At 63.9% G+C, this 22,635-nt stretch carries 21 protein-coding genes; 14 read left to right on the forward strand and 7 right to left on the reverse strand.

Annotated elements, in window-relative coordinates:
* The first annotated feature begins 131 nt into the window (after positions 1-131).
* Together B9N72_RS02600 and B9N72_RS02605 are read left to right on the forward strand one after the other, a co-directional pair.
* Complete coding sequence (locus B9N72_RS02600) at positions 132-1,760, forward strand: ABC-F family ATPase (RefSeq protein WP_085274882.1); 1,629 nt, start codon at positions 132-134, stop codon at positions 1,758-1,760.
* Between the two features lie 205 nt (positions 1,761-1,965).
* Positions 1,966-2,706, forward strand: a complete 741-nt coding sequence (locus B9N72_RS02605; RefSeq protein ID WP_008953265.1) for a beta-ketoacyl-ACP reductase — start codon at positions 1,966-1,968, stop codon at positions 2,704-2,706.
* Positions 2,707-2,784: 78 nt separating this feature from the next.
* Here the strand turns inward: B9N72_RS02605 and cysB are convergent, their stop codons facing one another.
* Positions 2,785-3,726: an HTH-type transcriptional regulator CysB gene (gene cysB, locus B9N72_RS02610; protein WP_085274883.1), complete on the reverse strand. Its 942-nt coding sequence runs from the start codon at positions 3,724-3,726 to the stop codon at positions 2,785-2,787.
* Between the two features lie 120 nt (positions 3,727-3,846).
* Here cysB and B9N72_RS02615 point away from each other — a divergent pair, with 120 nt between their 5' ends.
* From B9N72_RS02615 to ispH, 8 genes are all read left to right on the forward strand, one after another.
* A complete protein-coding gene (locus tag B9N72_RS02615) occupies positions 3,847-4,554 on the forward strand; it encodes a phosphoadenylyl-sulfate reductase (RefSeq protein WP_085274884.1) in 708 nt (235 codons plus the stop codon).
* 29 nt (positions 4,555-4,583) lie between these two features.
* Positions 4,584-6,242 (forward strand): nitrite/sulfite reductase, encoded by a 1,659-nt coding sequence (locus B9N72_RS02620; protein WP_085274885.1) that lies wholly within the window; start codon positions 4,584-4,586, stop codon positions 6,240-6,242.
* On the forward strand, positions 6,226-6,750 hold the full coding sequence (locus tag B9N72_RS02625; RefSeq protein ID WP_085274886.1) for a DUF934 domain-containing protein: 525 nt from the start codon (positions 6,226-6,228) through the stop codon (positions 6,748-6,750). Before B9N72_RS02620 ends, B9N72_RS02625 begins: the two co-directional genes overlap by 17 nt.
* 229 nt (positions 6,751-6,979) lie before the next feature.
* Positions 6,980-7,636 (forward strand): OmpA family protein, encoded by a 657-nt coding sequence (locus B9N72_RS02630; RefSeq protein WP_085274887.1) that lies wholly within the window; start codon positions 6,980-6,982, stop codon positions 7,634-7,636.
* Between the two features lie 133 nt (positions 7,637-7,769).
* The gene (locus B9N72_RS02635) at positions 7,770-8,705 is read left to right on the forward strand and encodes a bifunctional riboflavin kinase/FAD synthetase (RefSeq protein ID WP_085274888.1); all 936 of its coding nucleotides are present in this window, start codon (positions 7,770-7,772) and stop codon (positions 8,703-8,705) included.
* Positions 8,702-11,485, forward strand: coding sequence for an isoleucine--tRNA ligase (gene ileS / locus B9N72_RS02640; protein WP_085274889.1), 2,784 nt, complete (start codon positions 8,702-8,704; stop codon positions 11,483-11,485). The genes B9N72_RS02635 and ileS overlap by 4 nt, the downstream gene beginning before the upstream one ends.
* On the forward strand, positions 11,478-11,981 hold the full coding sequence (lspA, locus tag B9N72_RS02645) for a signal peptidase II (protein ID WP_085274890.1): 504 nt from the start codon (positions 11,478-11,480) through the stop codon (positions 11,979-11,981). Before ileS ends, lspA begins: the two co-directional genes overlap by 8 nt.
* Before the next feature lie 148 nt (positions 11,982-12,129).
* On the forward strand, positions 12,130-13,065 hold the full coding sequence (gene ispH / locus B9N72_RS02650; protein ID WP_085274891.1) for a 4-hydroxy-3-methylbut-2-enyl diphosphate reductase: 936 nt from the start codon (positions 12,130-12,132) through the stop codon (positions 13,063-13,065).
* A gap of 43 nt (positions 13,066-13,108) precedes the next feature.
* Here the strand turns inward: ispH and B9N72_RS02655 are convergent, their stop codons facing one another.
* Complete coding sequence (locus B9N72_RS02655) at positions 13,109-13,900, reverse strand: substrate-binding periplasmic protein (RefSeq protein WP_085274892.1); 792 nt, start codon at positions 13,898-13,900, stop codon at positions 13,109-13,111.
* A 171-nt stretch (positions 13,901-14,071) separates the two neighbouring features.
* On the opposite strand from B9N72_RS02655, the gene htpG reads away from it, so the two are divergent.
* The 4 genes from htpG (at position 14,072) to B9N72_RS02675 (ending at position 17,816) form a co-directional block, all read left to right on the forward strand.
* Positions 14,072-15,976 carry a molecular chaperone HtpG gene (gene htpG / locus B9N72_RS02660; RefSeq protein WP_085274893.1) on the forward strand — a complete coding sequence of 635 codons (1,905 nt, stop codon included), beginning with the start codon at positions 14,072-14,074 and terminating at the stop codon, positions 15,974-15,976.
* 309 nt (positions 15,977-16,285) lie between these two features.
* The gene (locus B9N72_RS02665) at positions 16,286-16,666 is read left to right on the forward strand and encodes a DUF2784 domain-containing protein (RefSeq protein ID WP_085274894.1); all 381 of its coding nucleotides are present in this window, start codon (positions 16,286-16,288) and stop codon (positions 16,664-16,666) included.
* Between the two features lie 32 nt (positions 16,667-16,698).
* Positions 16,699-17,136: a thioredoxin TrxC gene (gene trxC / locus B9N72_RS02670; RefSeq protein ID WP_085274895.1), complete on the forward strand. Its 438-nt coding sequence runs from the start codon at positions 16,699-16,701 to the stop codon at positions 17,134-17,136.
* A gap of 77 nt (positions 17,137-17,213) precedes the next feature.
* Positions 17,214-17,816: a 3'-5' exonuclease gene (locus tag B9N72_RS02675; RefSeq protein WP_085274896.1), complete on the forward strand. Its 603-nt coding sequence runs from the start codon at positions 17,214-17,216 to the stop codon at positions 17,814-17,816.
* Positions 17,817-18,048: 232 nt separating this feature from the next.
* On the opposite strand, the gene B9N72_RS02680 is transcribed toward B9N72_RS02675, so the two are convergent.
* The 5 genes from B9N72_RS02680 to B9N72_RS02700 all read right to left on the reverse strand — a co-directional run bounded on the left by B9N72_RS02680 (position 18,049) and on the right by B9N72_RS02700 (position 22,621).
* Positions 18,049-18,660, reverse strand: a complete 612-nt coding sequence (locus B9N72_RS02680) for a glutathione S-transferase (RefSeq protein ID WP_085274897.1) — start codon at positions 18,658-18,660, stop codon at positions 18,049-18,051.
* A 283-nt stretch (positions 18,661-18,943) separates the two neighbouring features.
* Positions 18,944-19,651 carry an SIMPL domain-containing protein gene (locus B9N72_RS02685; protein WP_085274898.1) on the reverse strand — a complete coding sequence of 236 codons (708 nt, stop codon included), beginning with the start codon at positions 19,649-19,651 and terminating at the stop codon, positions 18,944-18,946.
* 192 nt (positions 19,652-19,843) lie between these two features.
* A complete protein-coding gene (locus tag B9N72_RS02690) occupies positions 19,844-20,638 on the reverse strand; it encodes an ABC transporter ATP-binding protein (protein ID WP_085274899.1) in 795 nt (264 codons plus the stop codon).
* Positions 20,625-21,551: an ABC transporter permease gene (locus B9N72_RS02695; RefSeq protein ID WP_085274900.1), complete on the reverse strand. Its 927-nt coding sequence runs from the start codon at positions 21,549-21,551 to the stop codon at positions 20,625-20,627. Before B9N72_RS02695 ends, B9N72_RS02690 begins: the two co-directional genes overlap by 14 nt.
* A 101-nt stretch (positions 21,552-21,652) precedes the next feature.
* On the reverse strand, positions 21,653-22,621 hold the full coding sequence (locus B9N72_RS02700) for an ABC transporter substrate-binding protein (RefSeq protein ID WP_085274901.1): 969 nt from the start codon (positions 22,619-22,621) through the stop codon (positions 21,653-21,655).
* Positions 22,622-22,635 lie beyond the last annotated feature (14 nt).

Genomic DNA, 22,635 nt, shown 5'->3' on the forward strand with positions numbered 1-22,635 from the left:
GTAGCGGAATTCCCCTGCATGGCAAAAGGGCGTGCGCCCGATCGGTGCGGTGATCGCGGAAGGGTTGGCGAATGTGCTAGAATCCTCCGTTTTTCCGATACTTACGGCGATCTGGCTGAAGGATCCACAGCGTGATTAGTACACAGAACATTACCATGCAGTTTGGCGCGAAACCTCTGTTCGAGAAGGTTTCGGTCAAATTCGGTGAAGGCAACCGTTATGGCCTGATCGGCGCCAACGGTTCCGGCAAGTCCACCTTCATGAAAATCCTGGGCGGCGACCTCGAGCAAACCTCCGGCGAAGTGGCTATCGAGAATGGCGTGCGCCTGGGTAAGCTGCGTCAGGATCAGTTTGGTTACGAAGACAAGCGTGTGCTTGACGTGGTGCTGATGGGGCATACCGAGATGTGGGCGGCGATGAGCGAGCGCGATGCGATCTATGCCAACCTCGAGGCCACCGAAGACGACTACATGCACGCCGCCGAGCTGGAGGCGAAGTTCGCCGAGTACGGCGGCTACACCGCCGAGGCGCGCGCCGGCGAGCTCCTGCTCGGTGTTGGCATCCCGCTGGAATTGCACAATGGCCCGATGAGTGAAGTCGCTCCGGGCTTCAAGCTGCGCGTGCTGCTGGCCCAGGCCCTGTTCTCGGACCCGGATGTGCTGTTGCTGGACGAACCGACCAACAACCTGGACATCAACACCATCCGCTGGCTGGAGCACGTGCTGAACGAGCGCAACTCCACCATGATCATCATCTCGCACGATCGCCACTTCCTGAACGAAGTGTGCACCCACATGGCCGACCTGGATTACAACACCATCCAGATCTACCCGGGTAACTACGACGACTACATGATCGCCTCGACGCAGGCGCGCGAGCGCCAGCTGTCGAGCAACGCCAAGGCCAAGGAGCGGATCCAGGAGCTGCACGAATTTGCGGCCCGTTTCTCGGCCAACAAGTCCAAGGCACGTCAGGCGACCAGCCGTCTCAAGCAGGCCGACAAGCTGAAGGCCGAAATGGTGACGGTCAAGCCGTCGAGCCGCCAGAACCCGTTCATCCGCTTCGAAGTGGAAGACAAGAACAAGCTGCACCGCCAGGCGGTATCGATCGAGGGTTTGTCCAAGTCCTTCGACAAGCCGTTGTTCAAGAATCTCGATCTGATCTTCGACGCCGGTGAGCGCCTGGCCATCATCGGCCCGAACGGTGCCGGTAAGTCGACGCTGATGAAGCTGCTGGCGGGTGCGTACGACGCCAAGTTGGCCGAAGGGGTCGTGGCCGACGCCGGCCAGATCAAGTGGGCGGAGAAGGCGCAGGTAGGCTACTACGCGCAGGACCACGAGGCCGAGTTCGACAGCGACAAGACCCTGACGGAATGGATGCGTGAATGGGGTCAGGACGGTGACGACGAACAGGTCATCCGCGGCACGCTGGGCCGCCTGTTGTTCGGCGGCGACGACGTGACCAAGGCGGTGCGCGTGCTGTCGGGCGGCGAAAAGGGCCGCATGCTGTATGGCAAGCTGATTCTGACCAAGCCGAACGTGATGCTGATGGACGAGCCGACCAACCATATGGACATGGAGTCGATCGAGTCGCTGAACATGGCGCTGGAGTCGTTCAAGGGCACCCTGATTTTCGTGTCGCACGACCGTCAGTTCGTCAGCTCGCTGGCGACCCAGATCCTGGAATTGGACGGCAAGGGTGGCTACGAGCATTACACCGGCGATTACGAGTCCTACCTGAGCAGCAAGGGTCTGGAATAAGGGTAACCGTTTGTAAACAAGGCTTTGTCCCGTGAACGGGATAGGCTATATTTTTCGTGGTGCGGTGCACTATGTGCGCTGCATCACGAGTTTTGCATCAGAACAACAATAAAAGTCTATGGCGACCCTGGGTTAAGGGTGATGGTGGAGCCGACGTCCTGCCCAAGTTCGGGTTGCTAGTCTCACGTGTTATGAAGGGAATGCTATGCGTTTGCGAGGGAAAGTATCGATCATTACCGGTGCGGCCAGCGGCATCGGCAAGGCCACCGCCGAGAAGTTCGTCAAGGAGGGTGCCATCGTGGCGGTATGCGACTTGAACATCGACGCGGTCAACGCAGTGGTGGACGAGTTGAAGGCCGCCGGCGGCGAAGCGGTGGGCTATCAGGTGAACGTCACCAATCGAGGCCAGATCGCTGATATGGTGGGTGATCTGAAGGCGCGCTACGGCCGTATCGATGTGCTGGTGAATAATGCCGGCATCGTGATGGATGCGCAGCTGACGAAGATGACCGACGAGCAGTTCGACAAGGTCATCGACATCAATCTGAAGGGCGTCTACAACTGTGCCAAGGCCGTGGTCGACACCATGATCGAGCAGGGTGGCGGCGTGATTCTGAACGCGTCGTCGGTGGTGGGGGTGTACGGCAACTTCGGCCAGACCAACTACGCCGCGTCCAAGTTCGGCGTGATCGGCTTCGTCAAGACCTGGGCCAAGGAGCTCGGCAAGAAGGGCATTCGCGCCAACGCCGTGTGCCCGGGCTTCGTTGCCACGCCCATCCTGAAGTCCATGCCGGAAAAAGTGATCCAGGCGATGGAAGAGAAGGTACCGATGCGGCGCATGGCCGAACCGTCGGAAATCGCCAACGTCTACGCCTTCCTGGCGTCCGACGACGCCAGCTACATCAATGGCGCGGCGATCGAGGTGACGGGCGGCCTGACGCTCTGATCCGGTCTCTTTCGGGGATCGTCCAAACGCCCCGCCAGCGTGATGCCGGCGGGGCGTTTTGTTTTTTTGCAGTCGGGCCTAGTCGCTGTCGTGTTCGCTGGCGAGCAGCGCCGCGTCGATCTCGCGGCGGTGCAGGTGGGGGGCGAACAGTTCGATGAAGGTGTAGGCGAAGCCGCGCAGATAGGCGTCGCGGCGGATGCCGATCTTGGTCACGGACGGTTCGAACAGATGGCTGGCATCGATGGCGGTCAGCGCCACGTCCCGCTCCGGTTCGTAGGCCATGCTGGCGATGATGCCGACGCCGAGGCCCAGCGAGACGTAGGTCTTGATCACGTCGGTATCGATGGCGGTGAGCACCACGGTGGGGGTCAGGCCGGCGTCGGTGAATGCCTGGTTGATCTTGGAGCGACCGGCGAAGGCGAAGTCGTAGGTAATGATAGGATGGCGGGCGATGTCGGCCAGGGTGAGGGGGCGGTCGAGCTGACTCAGTTCGTGGCCCTTGGGCACCACCACGCAGCGGTTCCATTCGTAGCAGGGCAGCATCGCCAGCTCTTTGTAGAGCGAGATGCCTTCGGTGGCGATGGCGAGATCGGCTTCGCCGGACAGCACCATGTCGCAGATCTGCGTCGGACTCCCTTGCTTGATCGACAGGCGTACCTTGGGGCAGCGCTTGAGGAATTCAGCAATGGTGGGAGGCAGGGCGTAGCGCGCCTGGGTATGGGTGGTGGCGATGGTCAGTGCGCCTTCCGATTCGCGCGAGAATTCGTCGCCGACACGCTTGAGGTTCTGGGCTTCGCGCAGGATGCGCTCGGCGATGCGCAGCACTTCCTTGCCGGGTTCGGATACCGATACCACGCGCTTGCCGTTGCGGATGAAGACCTGGATGCCAAGCTCGTCTTCCAGCAGGCGAATCTGCTTGGAGATACCGGGTTGCGAGGTGTGCAGTTTCTCGGCCGCTTCGGACACGTTCAGCCCCTGCTTGGCGACTTCGACCAGATAACGTAGCTGTTGCAGCTTCATGATGGACATCCGCGTTAAAACCAGAAGTAATTAAATACTAACACATTAGTCTTTTAGGAATATAAGGATGTTCGTTAGCATGGTAAAAGTTTACGTTCAGGTTTCTATGGAGTGCGTTTGATGACCCTTGAGGCAAAGCTGGCCCAGACCGAGGCCCTGCTGCAGGAAATCGCCCGCGATCATGCGCCGGCGGTGCTGGCCAACAGTTTCGGTGCCGAGGACATGGTGCTGACCGATCTGATCGCCAAGCTCCAACTGCCGATCGGCATTTTCAGTCTGGATACCGGCCGCCTGCCGGCCGAGACCTACACCCTGATGCAACAGGTGCGCGAGCGCTATCCGGCCAACCCGGTGCAGGTCTATTTCCCCAACACCCCGGCGGTTGAATCTTTCGTCAACGAATTCGGTATCAACGCTTTCTACGACAGCGTGGAGAACCGCAAGTCCTGTTGCCATATCCGCAAGATCGAACCGCTCAAGCGTGCCCTGGCCGGGCAGAAGGCGTGGATCACCGGCCTGCGCCGCGAGCAGTCGCCGACCCGTCAGGATCTGGGCGACCGTGAGTTCGACGCCGACAACGGCCTGATGAAATTCAATCCGCTGATCGAGTGGAGCGAAAAGGACGTATGGGCGTATATCCGCGAAAACCAGGTGCCGTACAATGAGCTGCACGACCGCCATTACCCGTCGATCGGCTGTGCCCCGTGTACCCGGGCCATCTCCGTCGGCGAAGACATCCGTGCCGGACGCTGGTGGTGGGAGAACCCCGAGAACAAGGAATGCGGCCTGCACGTGAAGCAGTCCGCCGTTTCCATCATCAAGCGCTGAACGGCCTACAGACAGAGTAAAGCCACACCATGTACCGTTACGACGAAGTCGATTACCGCATTGTTCGCGAGCGCGTTGCGCAGTTTCGCGACCAGACCCGCCGCTTTTTGGCGGGCGAGCTTTCCGAGGACGAGTTCCGCCCCTTGCGGCTGATGAACGGCCTCTACATCCAGCGCCACGCGCCGATGTTCCGCATCGCCATTCCCTATGGCCACCTGGCGAGCCGCCAGCTGCGTAAGCTGGCGCACATCGCCCGCACTTACGACAAGGGCTACGGCCACTTCACCACGCGCCAGAACATGCAGTTCAACTGGCCGGCGCTGGAGCGCGTGCCCGACATCCTGTCGGAACTGGCGGATGTCGAGATGCACTCCATCCAGACCTCCGGCAACTGCGTACGCAACACCACCACCGATGCCTTCGCCGGTGTGGCCGCCGACGAGCTGATCGATCCGCGCCCCTATTGCGAAATCATCCGTCAGTGGAGCACGCTGCATCCGGAGTTCGCCTTCCTGCCGCGCAAGTTCAAGATCGCGGTGTCGGGATCGGTCGAGGATCGAGCCGCCACCCTGGTGCACGATGTCGGTCTGCACGTGGTACGGGCGGCTGACGGCGAAATCGGCTTCAAGGTGATCGTCGGCGGCGGCCTCGGTCGTACCCCGATTGTGGGCGAGGTGATCCGCGAGTTTTTGCCGACCCGCCACATCCTGACCTATCTCGATGCCATCCTGCGGGTCTACAACCGCTATGGCCGTCGCGACAACAAGTTCAAGGCGCGTATCAAGATCCTGGTCAAGGCGCTCACCCCGCAGGGCTTTGCCGCCAAGGTCGAGGACGAGTGGTTGCACCTGAAGGACGGCGCGGCCACGCTGCGCGACGAGGATGTGGCCCATTACGCCAGCTTCTTCGGTGCGCCGGCCTACGAAACGCTGCCCCCCAACCCGGAAGCCTTTACCGCCAGGTTGGCCGAAGAGCGCGCCTTTGCCCGCTGGGTGGAGCAGAATACCCGCACCCATCGCCAGCCGGGCTATCGCTCGGTGGTGCTGTCCCTGAAGAAGACCGGCGTGCCGCCGGGCGACATCACCGCGGAACAGATGGAAGCGGTGGCAGATTGGTCGGAGCGCTTCGGCTTTGGCGAGGTGCGCGTGGCGCACGAGCAGAACGTGATCCTGCCGGACATCAAGGAGAGCGATCTTTACGAAGTGTGGCAGCTGGCGCGCAGCCAGGGTTTTGCCACGCCGAACATCGGCCTCTTGACCGACATCATCTGCTGCCCGGGGGGCGACTTCTGTTCGCTCGCCAACGCCCGCTCCATTCCGGTGGCGGAGGCGATCCAGCGCAAGTTCGACGACCTCGATTACCTGCACGATCTGGGCGAGATCGACTGCAACTTCTCCGGTTGCATGAACGCCTGTGGCCATCATCACATCGGTAACATCGGTATTCTCGGCGTCGACAAGAACGGCGAGGAGTGGTACCAGATCACGCTGGGCGGCAGCCAGGGCAACCATACCGCCATCGGCAAGGTGATCGGGCCGTCCTTTGCCCAGGCCGACGTGCCGCTGGCCTTTGAAAAGATCATGAGCCTCTATGTGGAGCAGCGCCTGGATGGCGAGCGCTTCATCGAGACCGTGCGCCGCATCGGCCTCGAACCGTTCAAGGAGCGTGTTTATGCGAAGCATCATTAAAGATGGTCAGGTAGTGACCGACAGCTGGGCGGTGCTGCGTCCGGACGAGAACGGGAAACTGCCCGAGGTGGCCCCCGAGCGCGACGTGATCGTGCCGTTCTCCGCCTGGAAGGCCGAGCCCTCGGCGTGGCAAAACCGCGCCGGGCAAGTGGCGGTATGGCTGGCGCCGGACGACGAACCGGGCGAACTCGCCGCGCACCTGGCTTCCTTCCCGCTGTTGGCGGTAGACTTCCCGGCATTTACCGACGGCCGTGGCTACAGCATCGGCCGACTGCTGCGCGAGCGTTACCACTACCGGGGCGAACTGCGCGCACTGGGGGACGTATGGCAGGACCTGGTGCATTACCTGTGGCAGGTCGGCTTCAACAGCTTCGAGATCAAGGAAGGCAAGGCGCTGGAAGACGCGTTGAAGGGATTTGGAACCTTTAGCGAGCGCTATCACTCTACCTGGCGTGAGCCAGAACCACTGTTTCGCCGACGCAACATCAACCACAAAAGTGTTGCGTAGTTGAAACAAAAAGCCGGCGCAAGGTGTAAGAATAACAACACTTTCGCGCCGGCTTGGTATTTTGGCGTCACCCGCGTTATTGACAGGTCATGACCGGATTTCTATAGTGCGGTTTGAATGCATAAACACAGCTTTGGCAATCTTCCTGTTGTTTTGTAGTTTGCAGTAAGCTGATAGGCGCCATTGCGCTTCGTCGCACCGAGATGCGTATTGTTAAAGAGGGAATAACATGAACAAGCAGTTGAAACTGAGCGCGTTGGTTGCCGCTCTGCTGGTGTCCGCCAGCGCCTTCGCCGCCAAACCGGGCTACACCGCCGATCAAGCCACCGACGCGGTAACCCGCAACAACTACGGCGAGTGCTGGAAGAACACCTACTTCGACAAGGCCACCGAAGGTCTGGTCGAGTGCGGTGACAAGGAAGCCGCCAAGCCGGCTCCGGCTCCGGTAGCTGAAGCAGCGAAACCGGCCATGGTTGCAGTGAAAGAAAAAGTGACCCTGTCCGCCAAGGTTCTGTTCGACTTCAACAAGACCAACCTGCGCGCTGATGCCAAGAACGAACTGGATCCGCTGGTTAGCCGCCTGAAGGGCGACGCCAACCTGAAGTCGGTCGAAGTCGACGGCCACACCGACTACCTGGGTTCGGAAAAGTACAACCAGGCTCTGTCGCAGAAGCGTGCCGACGCCGTGAAGAACTACTTCGTGGCAGCTGGCGTGCCGGCCGAGAAGGTGACCGCTGTCGGCAAGGGCGAAAGCGAAGCCAAGCTGACCGACGAGTGCAAGGCCAAGAAGTTCAAGAAGAAAGCCGCTCTGCAGGCTTGCCTGGAAGGCGACCGTCGCGTCGAGCTGACCATCGACACCTTCAAGGAATCCGTGATCCAGAAGTAATTCTGGCCGGATCTCCTGCGCAAAAAGCCCTGCCGAGCAGGGCTTTTTGTTTTTGCGGCAGTGCGGCGGAATGGCTGGACGCTCGGCATTGTCGACCGCTACAATCGGAAGTTTTCGGAATGCAGAACGGGTGATGCAGGTATTCCTTGGAGATCCTCGCCGTTTTGGCCTGCCGGCCTGCGCACTGACCATCGGTAATTTCGATGGCGTGCATATGGGGCACCAGAACATGCTGGCCCGCTTGCGCGCGGAAGCGGATGCCCGTGATTTGCCGGCAGCCTTGCTGACGTTCGAGCCTCATCCGCGCGAATTCTTTGCCCGGAGCCAGCCGCCTGCCCGCTTGTCCACGCTGCGCGACAAGGTGCTGTTCCTGCGTCAGCTCGGCTTGATCGATTACCTGTTCGTCTACCGCTTCAACCACGGCTTTTCGCGCATGGCCGCACAGGATTTCGTCGGGCAGGTGCTGGTCGAGCAACTGCAGGCCCGTTATCTGCTGATCGGCGACGATTTCCAGTTCGGTGCCGACCGCAAGGGGGACTTCCGGCTCCTCTCAGCCTGTCCAGGCTTTGTCACCGAGGCGATGCCGTCGGTGCTGGTGCAAGGCGAGCGTGCCTCGAGCACCCGGGTGCGGGAGTGTCTGGCAGGTGGTGATCTGGCCGCCGCCGAGCGCCTGCTCGGCCGGCCCTACCAGTTGTCCGGGCGTGTCATGCACGGCAAGAAACTGGGCCGCACCATCGGCTTCCCCACTGCCAACGTCCATCTGCCGCATCGCAAACCGGCGCTGCAGGGGGTGTTCGTGGTCGAGGTGGATACGCCGGACGGACGCAAGGGCGGGGTGGCGAGCCTCGGGCTCAACCCTACCGTCAGCACCACGCCGGACTACAAGCTGGAAGTGCACCTGTTCGATTATGCCGGCGATCTCTACGGCCGGCGTCTGAGCGTGCGTTTTCTGAAGAAATTGCGCGATGAAGCGCGTTACGACAATTTGACTGAACTGGTAGCCCAGATCGAACGCGATGCTGCCAGTGCCAAAACCTATTTGACCAGTTTGCAGCGAGAGCAGGCATGAGTATCGATTACCGCAAGACCGTCAACCTCCTGGATACCCCGTTCCCGATGCGCGGGGACCTGGCCAAGCGTGAGCCGGGCTGGCTCAAGCGCTGGAGCGAGCAGAAACGCTACGACAAGCTGAGAAAGCTTGCCGCCGGGCGTCCCAAGTTCATCCTGCACGACGGCCCGCCGTACGCCAACGGCGACATCCATATCGGCCACGCGGTCAACAAGGTGCTCAAGGACATCATCGTCCGCTCCAAGACGCTGGCCGGCTTCGACGCACCCTACGTGCCGGGCTGGGACTGCCACGGCTTGCCGATCGAACTGATGGTGGAGAAGCTGCACGGCAAGAACATTCCCGCCGCCAAGTTCCGCGAGCTGTGCCGTGAATACGCGCACGAGCAGATCGCACGCCAGAAAAAGGATTTCATCCGCTTGGGCGTCTTGGGCGACTGGGACAATCCCTACCTGACCATGGATTTCAAGACCGAGGCGGACATCGTGCGCACCCTCGGCAAGATTTACGAGAACGGTTACCTGTTCAAGGGCGAGAAGCCGGTGCACTGGTGCATCGAGTGTGGTTCGGCGCTGGCCGAGGCCGAGGTGGAGTACGAGGACAAGACCTCGCCGGCGATCGACGTCGGCTTCAAGGTGCTGGACGGTGCGCGTCTGGCGGAAGCCTTCGGTCTTTCGGCCAACGTCGACAACGCGCTGGCCGTGATCTGGACCACCACGCCGTGGACGCTGCCTGCCAACCAGGCGGTGGCGGTCAATGCCGCGCTGACCTATGGGCTCTACGATACCCCGCTGGGCAAGCTGGTGCTGGTGAAGGAACTGGCGGCCGGCGCGCTCAAGCGTTACGGCTGCGAAGACGCGCCGCTCTTGGCCGAAACCGTCGGCGAGCAGCTCGAGGGTTTGCAACTGCAGCATCCGTTCTACGAGCGCGTGGTGCCGATCGTCTGCGGCGAGCACGTCACCACCGACGCCGGTACCGGCCTGGTGCACACCGCACCGGCACACGGCCTGGAAGACTTCCAGGTGGGCCAGGCCTACGATCTGCCGGTGGAAAACCCGGTGATGGACGATGGCCGCTATGCCTCGACGACGCCGCTGTTCGCCGGGCTGTCGGTATGGGAAGCCAATCCCAAGGTGATCGAGACGCTGGCCGAGCAGGGCACGCTGCTGCATCACACCAAGCTGGCACACAGCTACCCGCACTGCTGGCGCCACAAGACGCCGATCATCTTCCGCGCCACGGCGCAGTGGTTCATCGGCATGGACAAGCAGGGCAACGGCGGCGAGGTGCTGCGTCAGCGTGCGCGCAGCGCGGTCGACGCTACCGAGTTCTTCCCGGGCTGGGGCCGCGCCCGCCTCGAAGCGATGATCGGCAACCGCCCGGACTGGTGCGTGTCGCGCCAGCGCAATTGGGGCGTGCCGATGACCTTCTTCGTGCACAAGGAAAGCGGTGAGCTGCACCCGCGTTCGGCACAGCTGCTGGAAGAGGTCGCGCTGCGCATCGAGCAGCAGGGCATCGAAGCCTGGTTCAGCCTCGACGCGCACGAGCTGTTGGGTGACGAGGCCGAGCAGTACAAGAAACTGTCCGACACCCTGGACGTCTGGTTCGACTCCGGTTCGACCCATTTCGCCGTGCTGAAGCAGCGCTCGGAGCTGGCGTGGCCGGCCGACCTGTACCTGGAAGGTTCGGACCAGCACCGCGGCTGGTTCCAGTCGTCGCTGCTCACCGGTTGCGCCACCATCGGCCGCGCGCCGTACCAGCAGTTGCTGACCCACGGCTTCGTGGTGGACGGCAAGGGCCTGAAGATGTCCAAGTCCAAGGGCAACGTGGTGGCGCCGCAGAAGGTCAACGACAGCCTCGGCGCTGACATCCTGCGCCTGTGGGTGGCGTCGACCGACTACTCCGGCGAGCTGGCGATCTCCGACGAGATTCTCAAGCGCGTCACCGAGAGTTACCGTCGCCTGCGCAACACGCTGCGCTTCCTGCTGGCCAACCTGTCCGATTTCGACCCGCTGGACAACGCGGTGCCGTTCGCCGACCTGCTGGAAATCGACCAGTACGCCATCCTGATGGCCAAGGAACTGCAGGAAAAGGTGGCCGGCGAGCTGTATACCCGCTACGCCTTCCACTATGCGGTGCAGGAAATCGTCGGTTACTGCTCGGAAGATCTCGGCGCCTTCTACCTCGACGTGCTGAAGGACCGCCTGTACACCACTCAGGCCGATAGTCGTGCCCGCCGTTCGGCGCAGACCGCGCTGTACCACATTACGCGCAGCCTGCTGCTGTTGATCGCGCCGATCCTGTGCTTCACCGCCGACGAGGCGTGGGAAGTGCTGACCAAGAGCGAGGAGGAGAGCACGCTGTTCCACCTCTGGCACGAGTTCCCGCTGCCGGAGGCCGAGCAGGAGGCGGCGCTGGTGGCGAAATGGAGCGCGCTGCGCGCTTTCCGCGCCACGGTGAACAAGGACATCGAGGCGCTGCGTGCCGAGGACAAGCTGGGCTCCTCGCTGCAGGCCGAACTGGACATCGAGGCCGACGCCGAGCTCTATCCGCTGCTGGCGTCGCTGGGCGACAGCCTGAAGTTCGTGCTGATCGTGTCGCGCGCCACCGTGCGCCAGGCCGAGCAGACGCGTGTAGCGGTGACGCCGTCGGAGCACGCCAAGTGCGAGCGCTGCTGGCACTACCGTGACGACGTCGGCGCCCACGCCGGCCACGACAACGTGTGCGGCCGCTGCGTGGACAATATCGACGGCAAAGGCGAGGCGCGTGTTCATGCCTGATAGCGCAGCACTGGCCGCCGGCCGCAGGGGTTATCTGAAGTGGTTCGCGCTGGCACTGCTGGTGATCGTGCTCGACCAGCTGAGCAAGGTGTACTTCAACAGCCAGTACCAGTTTGGTGAGGTGCACGAGGTCGTGCCCGGCTTCTTCGGCTTCACCCTGTTGTACAACCCGGGTGCGGCGTTCAGCTTCCTGGCCAGCGCCGGCGGGTGGCAGAAGCATCTGTTCACGCTGCTGGCCTTCGCCGTGTCCGGCTGGCTAGGCTGGAGCATCGTCAAGGGCCATTTTTCCTGCCGCATGAACCTGGCCGCCGCCTTCATCATGGGCGGGGCGCTGGGCAACGTGATCGACCGGATGATTCACGGCCACGTGATCGACTTCATCCTGGTGCACTACTACAACGCCTGGTACTACCCGGCGTTCAACCTGGCCGACTCGTTCATTTGCGTCGGCGCCGGGCTGATGGTGCTGGACGGACTGAAAAAGCCGTCACGGTGATGGCCAGGTTGGCCGAAGGCGCCTTTGCTGGCGGCCTGGCCGGTCTGTACGCGGAATACTGGAAGGGCAGTGCCTGAGCCTCGCTGCCCGAGCTGACGAGGTCGGCCGTGCCCTTCCGACAAACTACGATGCTGATAAGGATTAACCGATGACGAAGACCATCATGCTCGCCAACCCGCGCGGTTTCTGCGCCGGGGTGGATCGTGCCATCGCCATCGTCGAGCGCGCGCTGGAGCTCTACGGTGCGCCGATCTACGTGCGTCACGAGGTGGTGCACAACCGTTTCGTGGTGGACAACCTGCGCGACAAGGGCGCGATCTTCATCGAAGACCTGGCCGACGTGCCGCGTGGCGCCACGCTGGTCTATTCGGCGCATGGTGTGCCGCTGTCGGTGCGTCAGGAAGCCGAGGAACGCGGACTGACGGTGTACGACGCCACCTGTCCGCTGGTGACCAAGGTGCACGTCGAGGTCAAGCGCATGCACCTGGCCGGCATGGAAATCATCATGATCGGCCACGCCGGCCACCCCGAGGTGGAGGGCACCATGGGCCAGGTGGACGGTGACATGTACCTGGTGGAAAACGTCGCCGACGTGGCGACGCTCGTCGTGAAGAACCCCGACAAGCTGGCCTATGTCAGCCAGACCACGCTGTCGGTGGACGAGACGCGCGACATCATCGCCGCGCTGCGCGCGCGCTTCCCTGCCATCGCCAACCCGAAGAAGGACGATATCTGCTACGCCACGCAAAACCGCCAGGATGCGGTGAAGGTGCTGGCCGAACAGTGCGACCTGGTGATCGTGGTGGGCTCGCCCAACAGCTCCAACTCCAATCGCTTGCGCGAGGTGGCGGCGCTGAAAGGGGTGGCGGCGTACATGGTCGACAACGCCACGCTGCTGGAGCCGCAGTGGTTCGAGGGCAAGAGCCGGGTCGGCGTCACCGCCGGGGCCTCTGCGCCCGAAGTGCTGGTGCAGGCCGTGATCGCCCGCATCCGCGAGCTGGGGGCCGATAACGTGACCGAACTCGACGGCGTCGAGGAGACCACGACCTTCGCCCTGCCGCCGGGCTTGCGTGCCGCCTCCTGAGCCCGTTGCCTGCGTTCCCCGATACGAAAAAACGCCCTGCCGGTCAGGGCGTTTTGCTTGTCTCGGCGCTGTCTGCCGTGCCGGCGTAGTGCAGCCACTGCGTCAGGCTGCGGCCGGTATGGCGGCGATAGAGCCGGTCGATCTCGCCCTGTTCCTTCATGCGGGTGAGCACCGCATCCAGTGTCTTCGGTAGCTCCGGGTGGCGCGCCGCCAGCACGGCGTACACCGGCTGGCGCGCTACCACCGGATGCAGCGGGCGCAGCGGTAGCCTCAGCGTGGCGTTGCTCTGTTCGAACGCCAGCAGGTCGAGGAACACCGCGTCGACACGCTTGCGGGCGATCAGGCGGTAGGCCTGGGTCGGGTCGGTGGCCGGCCAGGCGTGCGCCTGGATGAAGGCTTGCAGCGGTTCGGGATAGAGGTAGCCGGTGATCAGCGCGAGGCGGGCCTGTTCGAAGGCGGCGAGGCCCTGGTATTGGGTGAGCGGCGAGTCCTGGCGCACGATGGCAGCGATCTGCCAGTACTCGGTGGCCTCGTGTGCCTGCGGCAGGCCAGGTAGTTCGTTGTCGAGCACGAACAGCTTCATGTCGACCAGCCCTTGCTTGAGCTGTTCCGAGCAGCGGTTGTACTGCATTTCCTTGAATGCCACCGTGGGAACCCCCGCCTGGCGCAGCGCCTGGCGGTAGATGTCGATGCTGGGGCCGTAGGCCTGGCCGGTCCTGCTCAGCTGGGCGTAGGGTGGCCACTCCTCGAAACAGACGGTGAAGGTGCCGGCAGCATGGCTGCTGGCCGTGGCCAACAGCAGCAAACACCAGAGGGTGGGGAGGAGTTTGCGCATGGGTTCCGCTCAGTGGTTTTGTGTGTGCCGGGGCGTGCTCGTGCTCCTGATGCAGTCCGGAACCGGAGGCCCGGGCTGGGCCAACAGCATACACGATGCCTGCCGGCACTTGAAATAGCGCCTTATGCCTCTACTTCCCCCTCATTCCGTCAACAACTGTGAAACGACACCATGAGCGCACAGAAAGAAACCCTGGGCTTTCAGACCGAAGTCAAACAGCTTCTGCACCTGATGATCCACTCCTTGTACTCGAACAAGGAAATCTTCCTGCGTGAACTCATCTCCAACGCTTCGGACGCGTCCGACAAGCTGCGCTTCGAGGCGATCGCCAAGCCTGAGCTCTTGGAAGATGACGCCGAGCTGAAGATTCGCGTGAGCCTGGACAAGGAAGCCCGCACCGTCACCATCACCGACAACGGTATCGGCATGAGCCGCGCCGAGGTCATCGAGCACATCGGCACCATTGCCAAGTCCGGCACCAAGGCTTTCTTCGAGTCGCTGACCGGCGACGACAAGAAAGACGCCAACCTGATCGGCCAGTTCGGGGTCGGTTTCTACTCCGCCTTTATCGTTGCCGACAAGGTGACGCTGACCACGCGCCGCGCCGGCGCGCCGAGCAGCGAGGCGGTGTGCTGGGAGTCGGAAGGGCACGGCGAGTACACGCTGGAGCCGGTGGAGAAGGCCGCGCGCGGCACCGAGATCGTGCTGCACCTGAAGGAAGGCGAAGACGAGTTCCTCAACGACTGGTCGATCAAGCGCATCGTGCGCACCTACTCCGACCACATCTCGATCCCGATCCAGATGAAGCAGGGCGCCAGCTTCGACGAGGACGGCAAGGAAGTGGTGTCGGACGAGTGGGAAAGCGTCAACGCCGCCTCGGCGCTGTGGACCCGTTCCAAGAACGACATCAGCGACGAGCAGTACCGCGAGTTCTACAAGCACACCGCACACGATTTCACCGACCCGCTGGCGTGGAGCCACGCCCGCGTCGAGGGACGCCAGGAGTACACCGAGCTGTTGTACATCCCGTCGCGTGCCCCGTTCGACCTGTACGAGCGCGAGCGCAAGCAGGGCGTCAAGCTGTACGTGCGCCGCGTGTTCATCATGGAGGACACCGAGAAGCTGATGCCGCACTACCTGCGCTTCGTGCGCGGGGTGATCGACAGCAACGATCTGCCGCTCAACGTCAGCCGCGAGATCTTGCAGCAGAGCAAGGACATCGACGCCATCCGCGCCGGCTGCGTGAAGAAGGTGCTGGCGCTGCTGGAAGATTTGGCTGCCAACGATGCCGAGAAGTACGCGACCTTCTGGCAGGAGTTCGGCCAGGTGCTGAAGGAAGGCGTCGGCGAGGACTTCGCCAACAAGGAGCGCATCGCCAAGCTGCTGCGCTTTACCTCGACCGTGAGCGAGGGCGACAAGCCGACGGTGTCGCTGGCCGACTACGTGGCGCGTATGAAGGAAGGTCAGGAGAAGATCTACTTCATCACCGCCGAGACGCTGGCCGCCGCCAAGAATAGCCCACACCTCGAGGTGTTCAAGAAGAAGGGCGTCGAGGTACTGCTGCTGACCGACCGCGTCGACGAGTGGGTGAGCGCCAGCCTGACCGAATTCGACGGCAAGCCGTTGCAGTCGGTGGCCAAGGGCGCGCTCGATCTGGGCAAGCTGGAGGACGAACAGGACAAGGCGGCGCAGCAGCAGGCTGAAGAGGCCGCCAAGCCGGTGCTTGAGCGTATCAAGAGCGCGCTGGCCGAGCGCGTGCAGGACGTGCGCGCCACGGCGCGCCTGACCGACAGCCCGGCCTGCCTGGTGGTGGGCGAGCACGATATGAGTGCGCACCTCGAGCGCCTGCTCAAGGCCGCCGGCCAGAGCGTGCCGCAGGCCGCCAAGCCGACGCTGGAGATCAACCCGGAGCACGTGCTGGTGAAGCGTCTGGCCGAGGAGCAGGACGAGGGCCGTGCCAGCGATCTCGCCCAGGTGCTGTACGACCAGGCGCTGCTGGCCGAAGGCGGCAAGCTGGACGATCCGGCTAGCTTCGTCAAACGCATCAACAAGCTGTTGCTGGAACTGTCGGTCTGATTCAGGGCTTCGGCCAACGTTGGCCGAAGGCGCCGTCGCGACCGCTCTCCCGTCACTGGGAGGGCGGTTTTTACATGAGGGCCTGGCAGGCGTCGCCATCCTGGGCTAGTTAGAGAGGGCGAGCCCACGGCGGTGACGGGTGGGCGGGGAGGGCGAAATGTGGCTGGCAATGGGACGGCGTGGGGCGGTGGCCAGGTTCGACGGGGCCGCCGGCGCGCCGAGTGGGCGCCGCCGCGGACCCTGGCCCTGCGCTTGCTGCCCTTGCGTATGCCCGCCATTGGGCTGGCGTGACGGCGGCGGGGCGGCGACGTGATCTATCGTCTGCTGGCCGATGCCGTGTTGTTGCTGCACCTGGGGTTCATCGTGTTTGCGCTACTGGGCGGCTTGCTGGTGTGCCGGCGGCGCGGCTGGCTGTGGTGGCACCTGCCGGCCGCCGCATGGGCGATGGCGATCGAACTGAGCGGCGGAATCTGCCCGCTGACACCGCTGGAAAACCGCTTGCGTGCGCTGGGCGGGGCGGCCGGCTACCCGGGCGGCTTCGTCGAGCACTACCTGCTGGCGCTGATCTATCCCGAGGCCCTGACCCGTGCGCTCCAGCTGGTGCTGGCCGGGCTGGTGCTGGCGGTCAATCTGGCGGTGTACGGGTACGTCATCCGGCGCTGGCGCCGGGGTCAGCCGCCCGGCGGCTAGGGTGAGTCGTTTTGATGAAGGAGTGATGTGAGATGCAATTGGTTTGCCCGTCCTGCGGTGCCCGCAACCGTGTTCCCGACGAACGTCTGCTGGAGTCGCCCAAGTGTGGCAAGTGCGCCGGCGCGCTGCTCGCCGCCGCGCCGCTGGCCTTGTCCGACACCGCCTTGCCGGGGTTTCTCGCCGGCACCGAACTGCCGGTGCTGGTGGACTTCTGGGCCGGCTGGTGCGGTCCGTGCCAGATGATGGCGCCGCAGTTCGCCGCCGCCGCCAAGGCGCGGCCGACGCTGCGTTGCGTCAAGGTCGACACCGAGCAGGCGCCGCAGGCGTCGCGGCACTACCAGATCCGCAGCATCCCGACCCTCATCCTGTTCTGGCAGGGGCGCGAGCTGGCGCGTCACAGCGGTGTGATGCAGGCCTCCGAACTGCTGCAGTGGGCCGAGCGCCAGCTGCAGGCGGCGGGCGTGCGCTGAGCGCGGCGCTGGTGTTCTGTGCCGGCGCCGCGTACACTCGGCCGGCCTTCATTCCCCGCGCCGGTGCCTGTCTTCCCATGACCGCAGAACAACACTTGTCCAAGGACGATATCCGTACCCTCCCGAGCTATCCGGGGCTGGCTCCGATGGCGGTGAGCGTGGTGGCGAACGAGGCCGAGATGGAAGCCGCGTATCACCAGCTCAGCGTATGCCGCGTGCTCGGCTTCGATACCGAGTCGCGCCCGACCTTCCACAAGGGCGAGACCTCGAGCGGCCCGCATCTGGTGCAGCTCGCCACCGCCACGCACGCCTACCTGTTCCCGGTGGAGCGGCTCGCCGACCTGACGCGGCTGCGGATGATCCTGGAGTCGCCGGCAATCCACAAGGTTGGTTTCGAGCTGGGCTCCGACGTGCAGCGGCTCCGCGCCAAGCTGGGCATCGAGTGCGCGGCGCTGGTGGATATCGGGCGGCTGTTTCGTCAGCCGGGCGAGCACCGTACCGTGGGTGCGGTGCAGGCGGTGGCGCGCTTGTTCGGCCAGTGTTTCCGCAAGTCGAAGCGCCAGTCGACCTCGAACTGGGCGAGCCCGGTGCTGAGCGAGGCGCAGTGCGTGTACGCCGGCAACGACGCCTACGTGGCGCTGCAGGTATACCGTGAGCTGGAGCGACAGGGGCGGGTCTAGGGCATGGGCGTGCTGGATGACACGCCTTAGAACCTGTTCACGATCTTGCTGCGCGTCCCTGAGCGGGGCTCATGTGCTGCTCGGAATCCACATGTACTCCAGTACACTCCGGTTCCTGCGCTGCTCTTCACCCCGCTGAGGGCCGCTCGCGAACAGAGCGTGGACAGGTTCTTAGGGCAGCAAAAAGCCGGGGAAAACCCCGGCTTTTGTTTGTCTGGTGTGCAGCGCCGCTTCAGGCCGTCGGCGGTACGGTGTCGACGAAGGACTGACGTGCCGACAAACGCTGGTAGTAGTCGGCGAGGGTGGGGTGGCTGGTGCGCCAGTCCAGCGTGGCGAAGCGGAAGTCCAGGTAGCCCAGGCAGCAGCCGACCGCGATGTCGGCCAGGCTATAGCCTTCGCCGTTGCACCACGGGCGTTCGCCCAGATCGTGCGCCAGCGCTGCCAGGCCGCGCTCGACTTTCTGCTGCTGGTGCGCCATCGCTTCCTCGCTCTGTTTCTCCGGCGGGCGGCGCCGTTCCATGACGATGGCGACGGCCGCGTCGCAGATGCCGTCGGCCAGCGCTTCCCAGCGCCGGGTGGCGATGAACGAGCGGTTGTCCTGCGGCAAGAGGCGCGACACTGGCGAGATGTTGTCGAGGTACTCCACGATCACGCGCGAGTCGTACAGCGTGTTGCCGTCGTCCAGCACCAGCACCGGCACCTTGCCGAGCGGATTGTAGCGAGCAACTTGCGAATCGGCCTCCCAAGGCTGGTCGATCAGGATCGGGCAGTCGATTTTCTTTTCGGCGAGCACGACCCGCACTTTGCGGGCGTAGGGACTGGTGAGTGACGCGATCAGTTTCATGGCATGAACAGGGTGCTTGGTCGTGGGGGAGCCGGTCGACCTCGACCGGCGGGTAAGCAGGTTTACTTTAACGTATCGGCGGGCCGCCTCAAAGCGCTTTAGTGTCTATCCCGATCTGTCGGCAGCGCCTGCGCCGCTTGTGTGTCGGCAGCTCACTGAGCGTGCGAGTCTCTGTCCAGAGACTCGCTCAGCCATGATCCTCATGTGCCTTGTGGCCATTCCGGTTGCTGTGCTCTGGCGACACCCCAGCTGCTTTGGCGCGCTCTCCGGCCGGGACAGACTCTTAACGCAGTTCCAGCTGGCCGTTGACCTGCAACTGCAACTGGCTGCGGCCGGGCTGCCATTCGGCCGGGGCGACTTCGGCGTCGGCGGCCATGGCCAGCGTCTTGCTGCGCATCAACAGCGGTACCGGCGGCGGCATCTGGTTGCCGATGGTGAGCTGGTGCATGTTGAGGGTGTTCTTGCCCAGCGCCTTGGCCGCGATCTGCGCCTGCTCCATCAGCGCGGCGATGGCTTCCGGGATCATGGCCTTTTCCGCGGTGTGGCGGGCGTCATCGGACACCACGAACTGCACGCCTTCCAGCAGCATGTAGCCCTGCAGCTTGGCGATCAGCTCGCTGCCTTGCGCCATGTCGCGGGTTTTCAGCTTCAGTTCGGCGCGGCCCTGCCAGCCGTCGATCTTGCCGCTCTTGTTGTAGGCGGGCCAGCTGTTGTAGCTGCCGCTGCTGACTTCGACGTTCTTGTAGCCGCGCGCGTCGCTCTGGGCGCGGTTGATGAGCTGGTTGAGGCGGTTGGCCAGCACGCCCGGCTGCGGCTGACGGTCCTGCACATACAGCGTGGCGATCATCTGGTCGTTGGCGATCTCGCGCTGGGCGCTGGCCGACAGGTTCAGCACGGTGGCGGCCGGGTCGGCCCGTTCGGCGGCCGGCGCCAGCGGGGCCAGCAGGAACAAGGGGGCGGCCAGGCTCAACAGGGTGGTGAGGCGGGTCATGGGGGCTCCTGTCTCGGGAAGGCGGATAATGACAGTATCGCTCAGCGGCGCGGCACTGTCGTGACAAGAGACTATGACGATGGCGGGCGCGATGAGTTCAGTACGGCGCCAACGGTGTCGGCCAACCCGATGAGTTCAGCCGCGCGCCAAACGCTTCGGCCAACCTTCAAAGGTTGGCCGATGGGGCGGAGATCAGCCCAGCAGCAGCGCGTCGTCGGCGATCGCTTCGCCGCGGGTGCGTTCGAACATCGCCAGCAGATCGGGCACGTCCATGCGGGCGCGCTCCTCGCCGGATACGTCCAGCACCACCCGGCCCTGATGCAGCATCACGGTGCGGTCGCCATGATCCAGCGCCTGTCGCATCGAGTGCGTCACCATCATCGCGGTCAGCTGGTTCTCGCGCACGATCTGGTCGGTCAGTTCCAGCACGAAGGCGGCGGTCTTGGGATCGAGCGCCGCGGTGTGCTCGTCCAGCAGCAGGATCTGCGACGGCTTGAGCGAGGCCATCAGCAGGCTCACTGCCTGGCGCTGACCGCCGGAGAGCAGGCCCATGCGGTCTGACAGGCGGTTTTCCAGGCCCAGCTTCAGCGTGGCGAGTTTGTCGCGGAACAGGCTGCGCAGCGAGGCATTCAGGGCGCCTTTCAGGCCGCGCCCTTCGCCGCGCTGCCAGGCGATCGCCAGGTTCTCCTCGATGCTCAGCGCCTCGCAGGTGCCCGCCATCGGGTCCTGGAACACGCGGGCCACCAGGCCGGCGCGCTGCCAGGCGTTGAGCCGGGTGACGTCGCGCCCGGCGATCTCGATGGTGCCCTGGTCGACGATCAGGTCGCCGCTGATGGCGTTGAGGAAGGTCGACTTGCCGGCGCCGTTCGAACCGATCACGGTGACGAACTGGCCTTGCGGGATGTCCAGCGAGGCCCCGCGCAGCGCCGGGTTCTCGATCGGGGTCCCGGGGTTGAAGGTTTTGTAGAGGCCGTTAGCGCGCATCATGAGCAGTGCTCCCCTTGGTGACGGCCGAGCGTTTGGCGGCGAATTTGCGTTTGAGTGACGGCAGTACCAGCGCGAAACCGACCAGCAGCGCGGTGATCAGGTTGAGGTCTTGCGCCTGCAGGCCGATGAAGTCGGCGTTGAGCGCCAGCGCGATGAACAGGCGGTACACCAGGGCGCCGAGCACGGCGGCCAGTGTCGCCACCATGATGGTGCGGCCCGGGATCAGCGTCTCCCCTATGATCACTGCCGCCAGCCCCACCACGATGGTACCGATGCCCATCGAAATGTCGGCACCGCCCTGGGTCTGCACGTACAGAGCGCCGGCCAGCGCGATCAGGGCATTGGAGATGGCCATGCCCAGCAGCACCATGCGCTCGGTGGCGACGCCCTGCGCACGCGCCATGCGTGCGTTTGCGCCGGTGGCGCGCATCGCCAGGCCGGACTGGGAGGCGAAGAAGGCGTCCAGCGCCAGCTTGGCGATCACCACGATCACCGCCAGTACCAGCGGCTGGATCAGGTATTGCGAGTCGGGCGCCCGGGCGATGAACGGGCTGAACACGGTGTCGGCGCCGATCAGCGGCATGTTGGGTGCGCCCATGATGCGCAGGTTGACCGAGTAGAGCGCGATCATCACCAGGATACTGGCCAGCAGTTGCAGGATGTTCAGCCGCACGTTGAGCCAGGCGGTGATCAGGCCGGCCACGGCACCCGCCGAGGTGCCGGCCAGCGTGGCCAGCCACGGGTCATGGCCGCCGGCGATCAGGGTCGCGGCGACGGCGCCGCCCAGCGGGAAGCTGCCGTCGGCGGTCAGGTCGGGGAAATTCAGAATGCGGAAGGAAATCAGCACACCCAGCGCCACCAGCGCGAAGATCAGGCCGATTTCCGTGGCGCCCAGCAAGGCGATCAGGGACATGAAACGACACCTCGTGAAACGTTCGCTCCCCAGGCCGGGCTTGTGGCCCGACCCGGGGAGAGGGAGCAGACTTCGGGGTTGGCCGAAGCCTCAAGACAGACTTACTTGATGACTTCCTTGGCGGTTTTGATCAGCTCGGGCGACAGCTTGATGCCCTGCTTCTCGGCCGCGGCCGGGTTGACCACCAGATTGAGCTTGGTGCCCACTTCCGGTGCGATCGCGCCCGGCTTCTCGCCCTTCAGGATGCGCACCACCAGCTTGCCGGTCTGGCGGCCCATGTCGTAGTAGTTCTGGCCGAGGGCGGCGACGGCGCCACGCTTGACCGTGTCGGTATCGGCGGCCACCAGCGGCAGCTTGCTGTCGACGGCGACCTTGTACAACGACTCGTAGGCCGACACCACGTTGTTGTCGGTGGTGGTGTAGATCACGTCGACCTTGCCGACCAGGCTCTTGGCGGCGGACGGCACGTCCACGGTGCGGGCGGCGGACGCTTCCACCAGCGACATGCCCTGCTTGGCGAGTTCGGCCTTCAGTTCCTTGGCGACGATGGTCGAGTTCACCTCGCCCGGGCTGTACACCATGCCGACGTGCTTCACGCCCGGCTTCACCTTCTTGATTAGCTCGATCTGCGGGGCCAGCGGCAGCGCATCGGAGACGCCGGTAATGTTGGTGCCGGACGGCTTCCAGTCCTTCACCAGCTTGGCGGCAACCGGATCGGTCACGGCGGAGAACACCACCGGGATCGACTTGGTCGAGGCGGCCAAGGCCTGGGCGCTCGGGGTGGCAATGCCGACGATCACGTCCGGGGTGTCGCCGACGAACTTGCGGGCGATCTGCGCGGCAGTGGCGGTGTTGCCCTGGGCGCTCTGGAACTGGTACTTCAGGTTCTTGCCCTGAACAAAGCCGGCGGCCTTGAGCTCGTCCTCGATGCCTTTGCGGGCGGCATCGAGCGCCGGGTGTTCGACGATGGCGGTGACCGCCACCGATTTCATCTCGGCGGCCAGCAGCGGGGAGGACAGCGCCGTGGCGGCAGTGGCCAGCAGCAGCGAGCGGGAAAACAGCGACTTCATGCAGACTCCTTGTG

Source organism: Pseudogulbenkiania subflava DSM 22618, assembly GCF_900177275.1.
Taxonomy (GTDB): domain Bacteria; phylum Pseudomonadota; class Gammaproteobacteria; order Burkholderiales; family Chromobacteriaceae; genus Pseudogulbenkiania; species Pseudogulbenkiania subflava.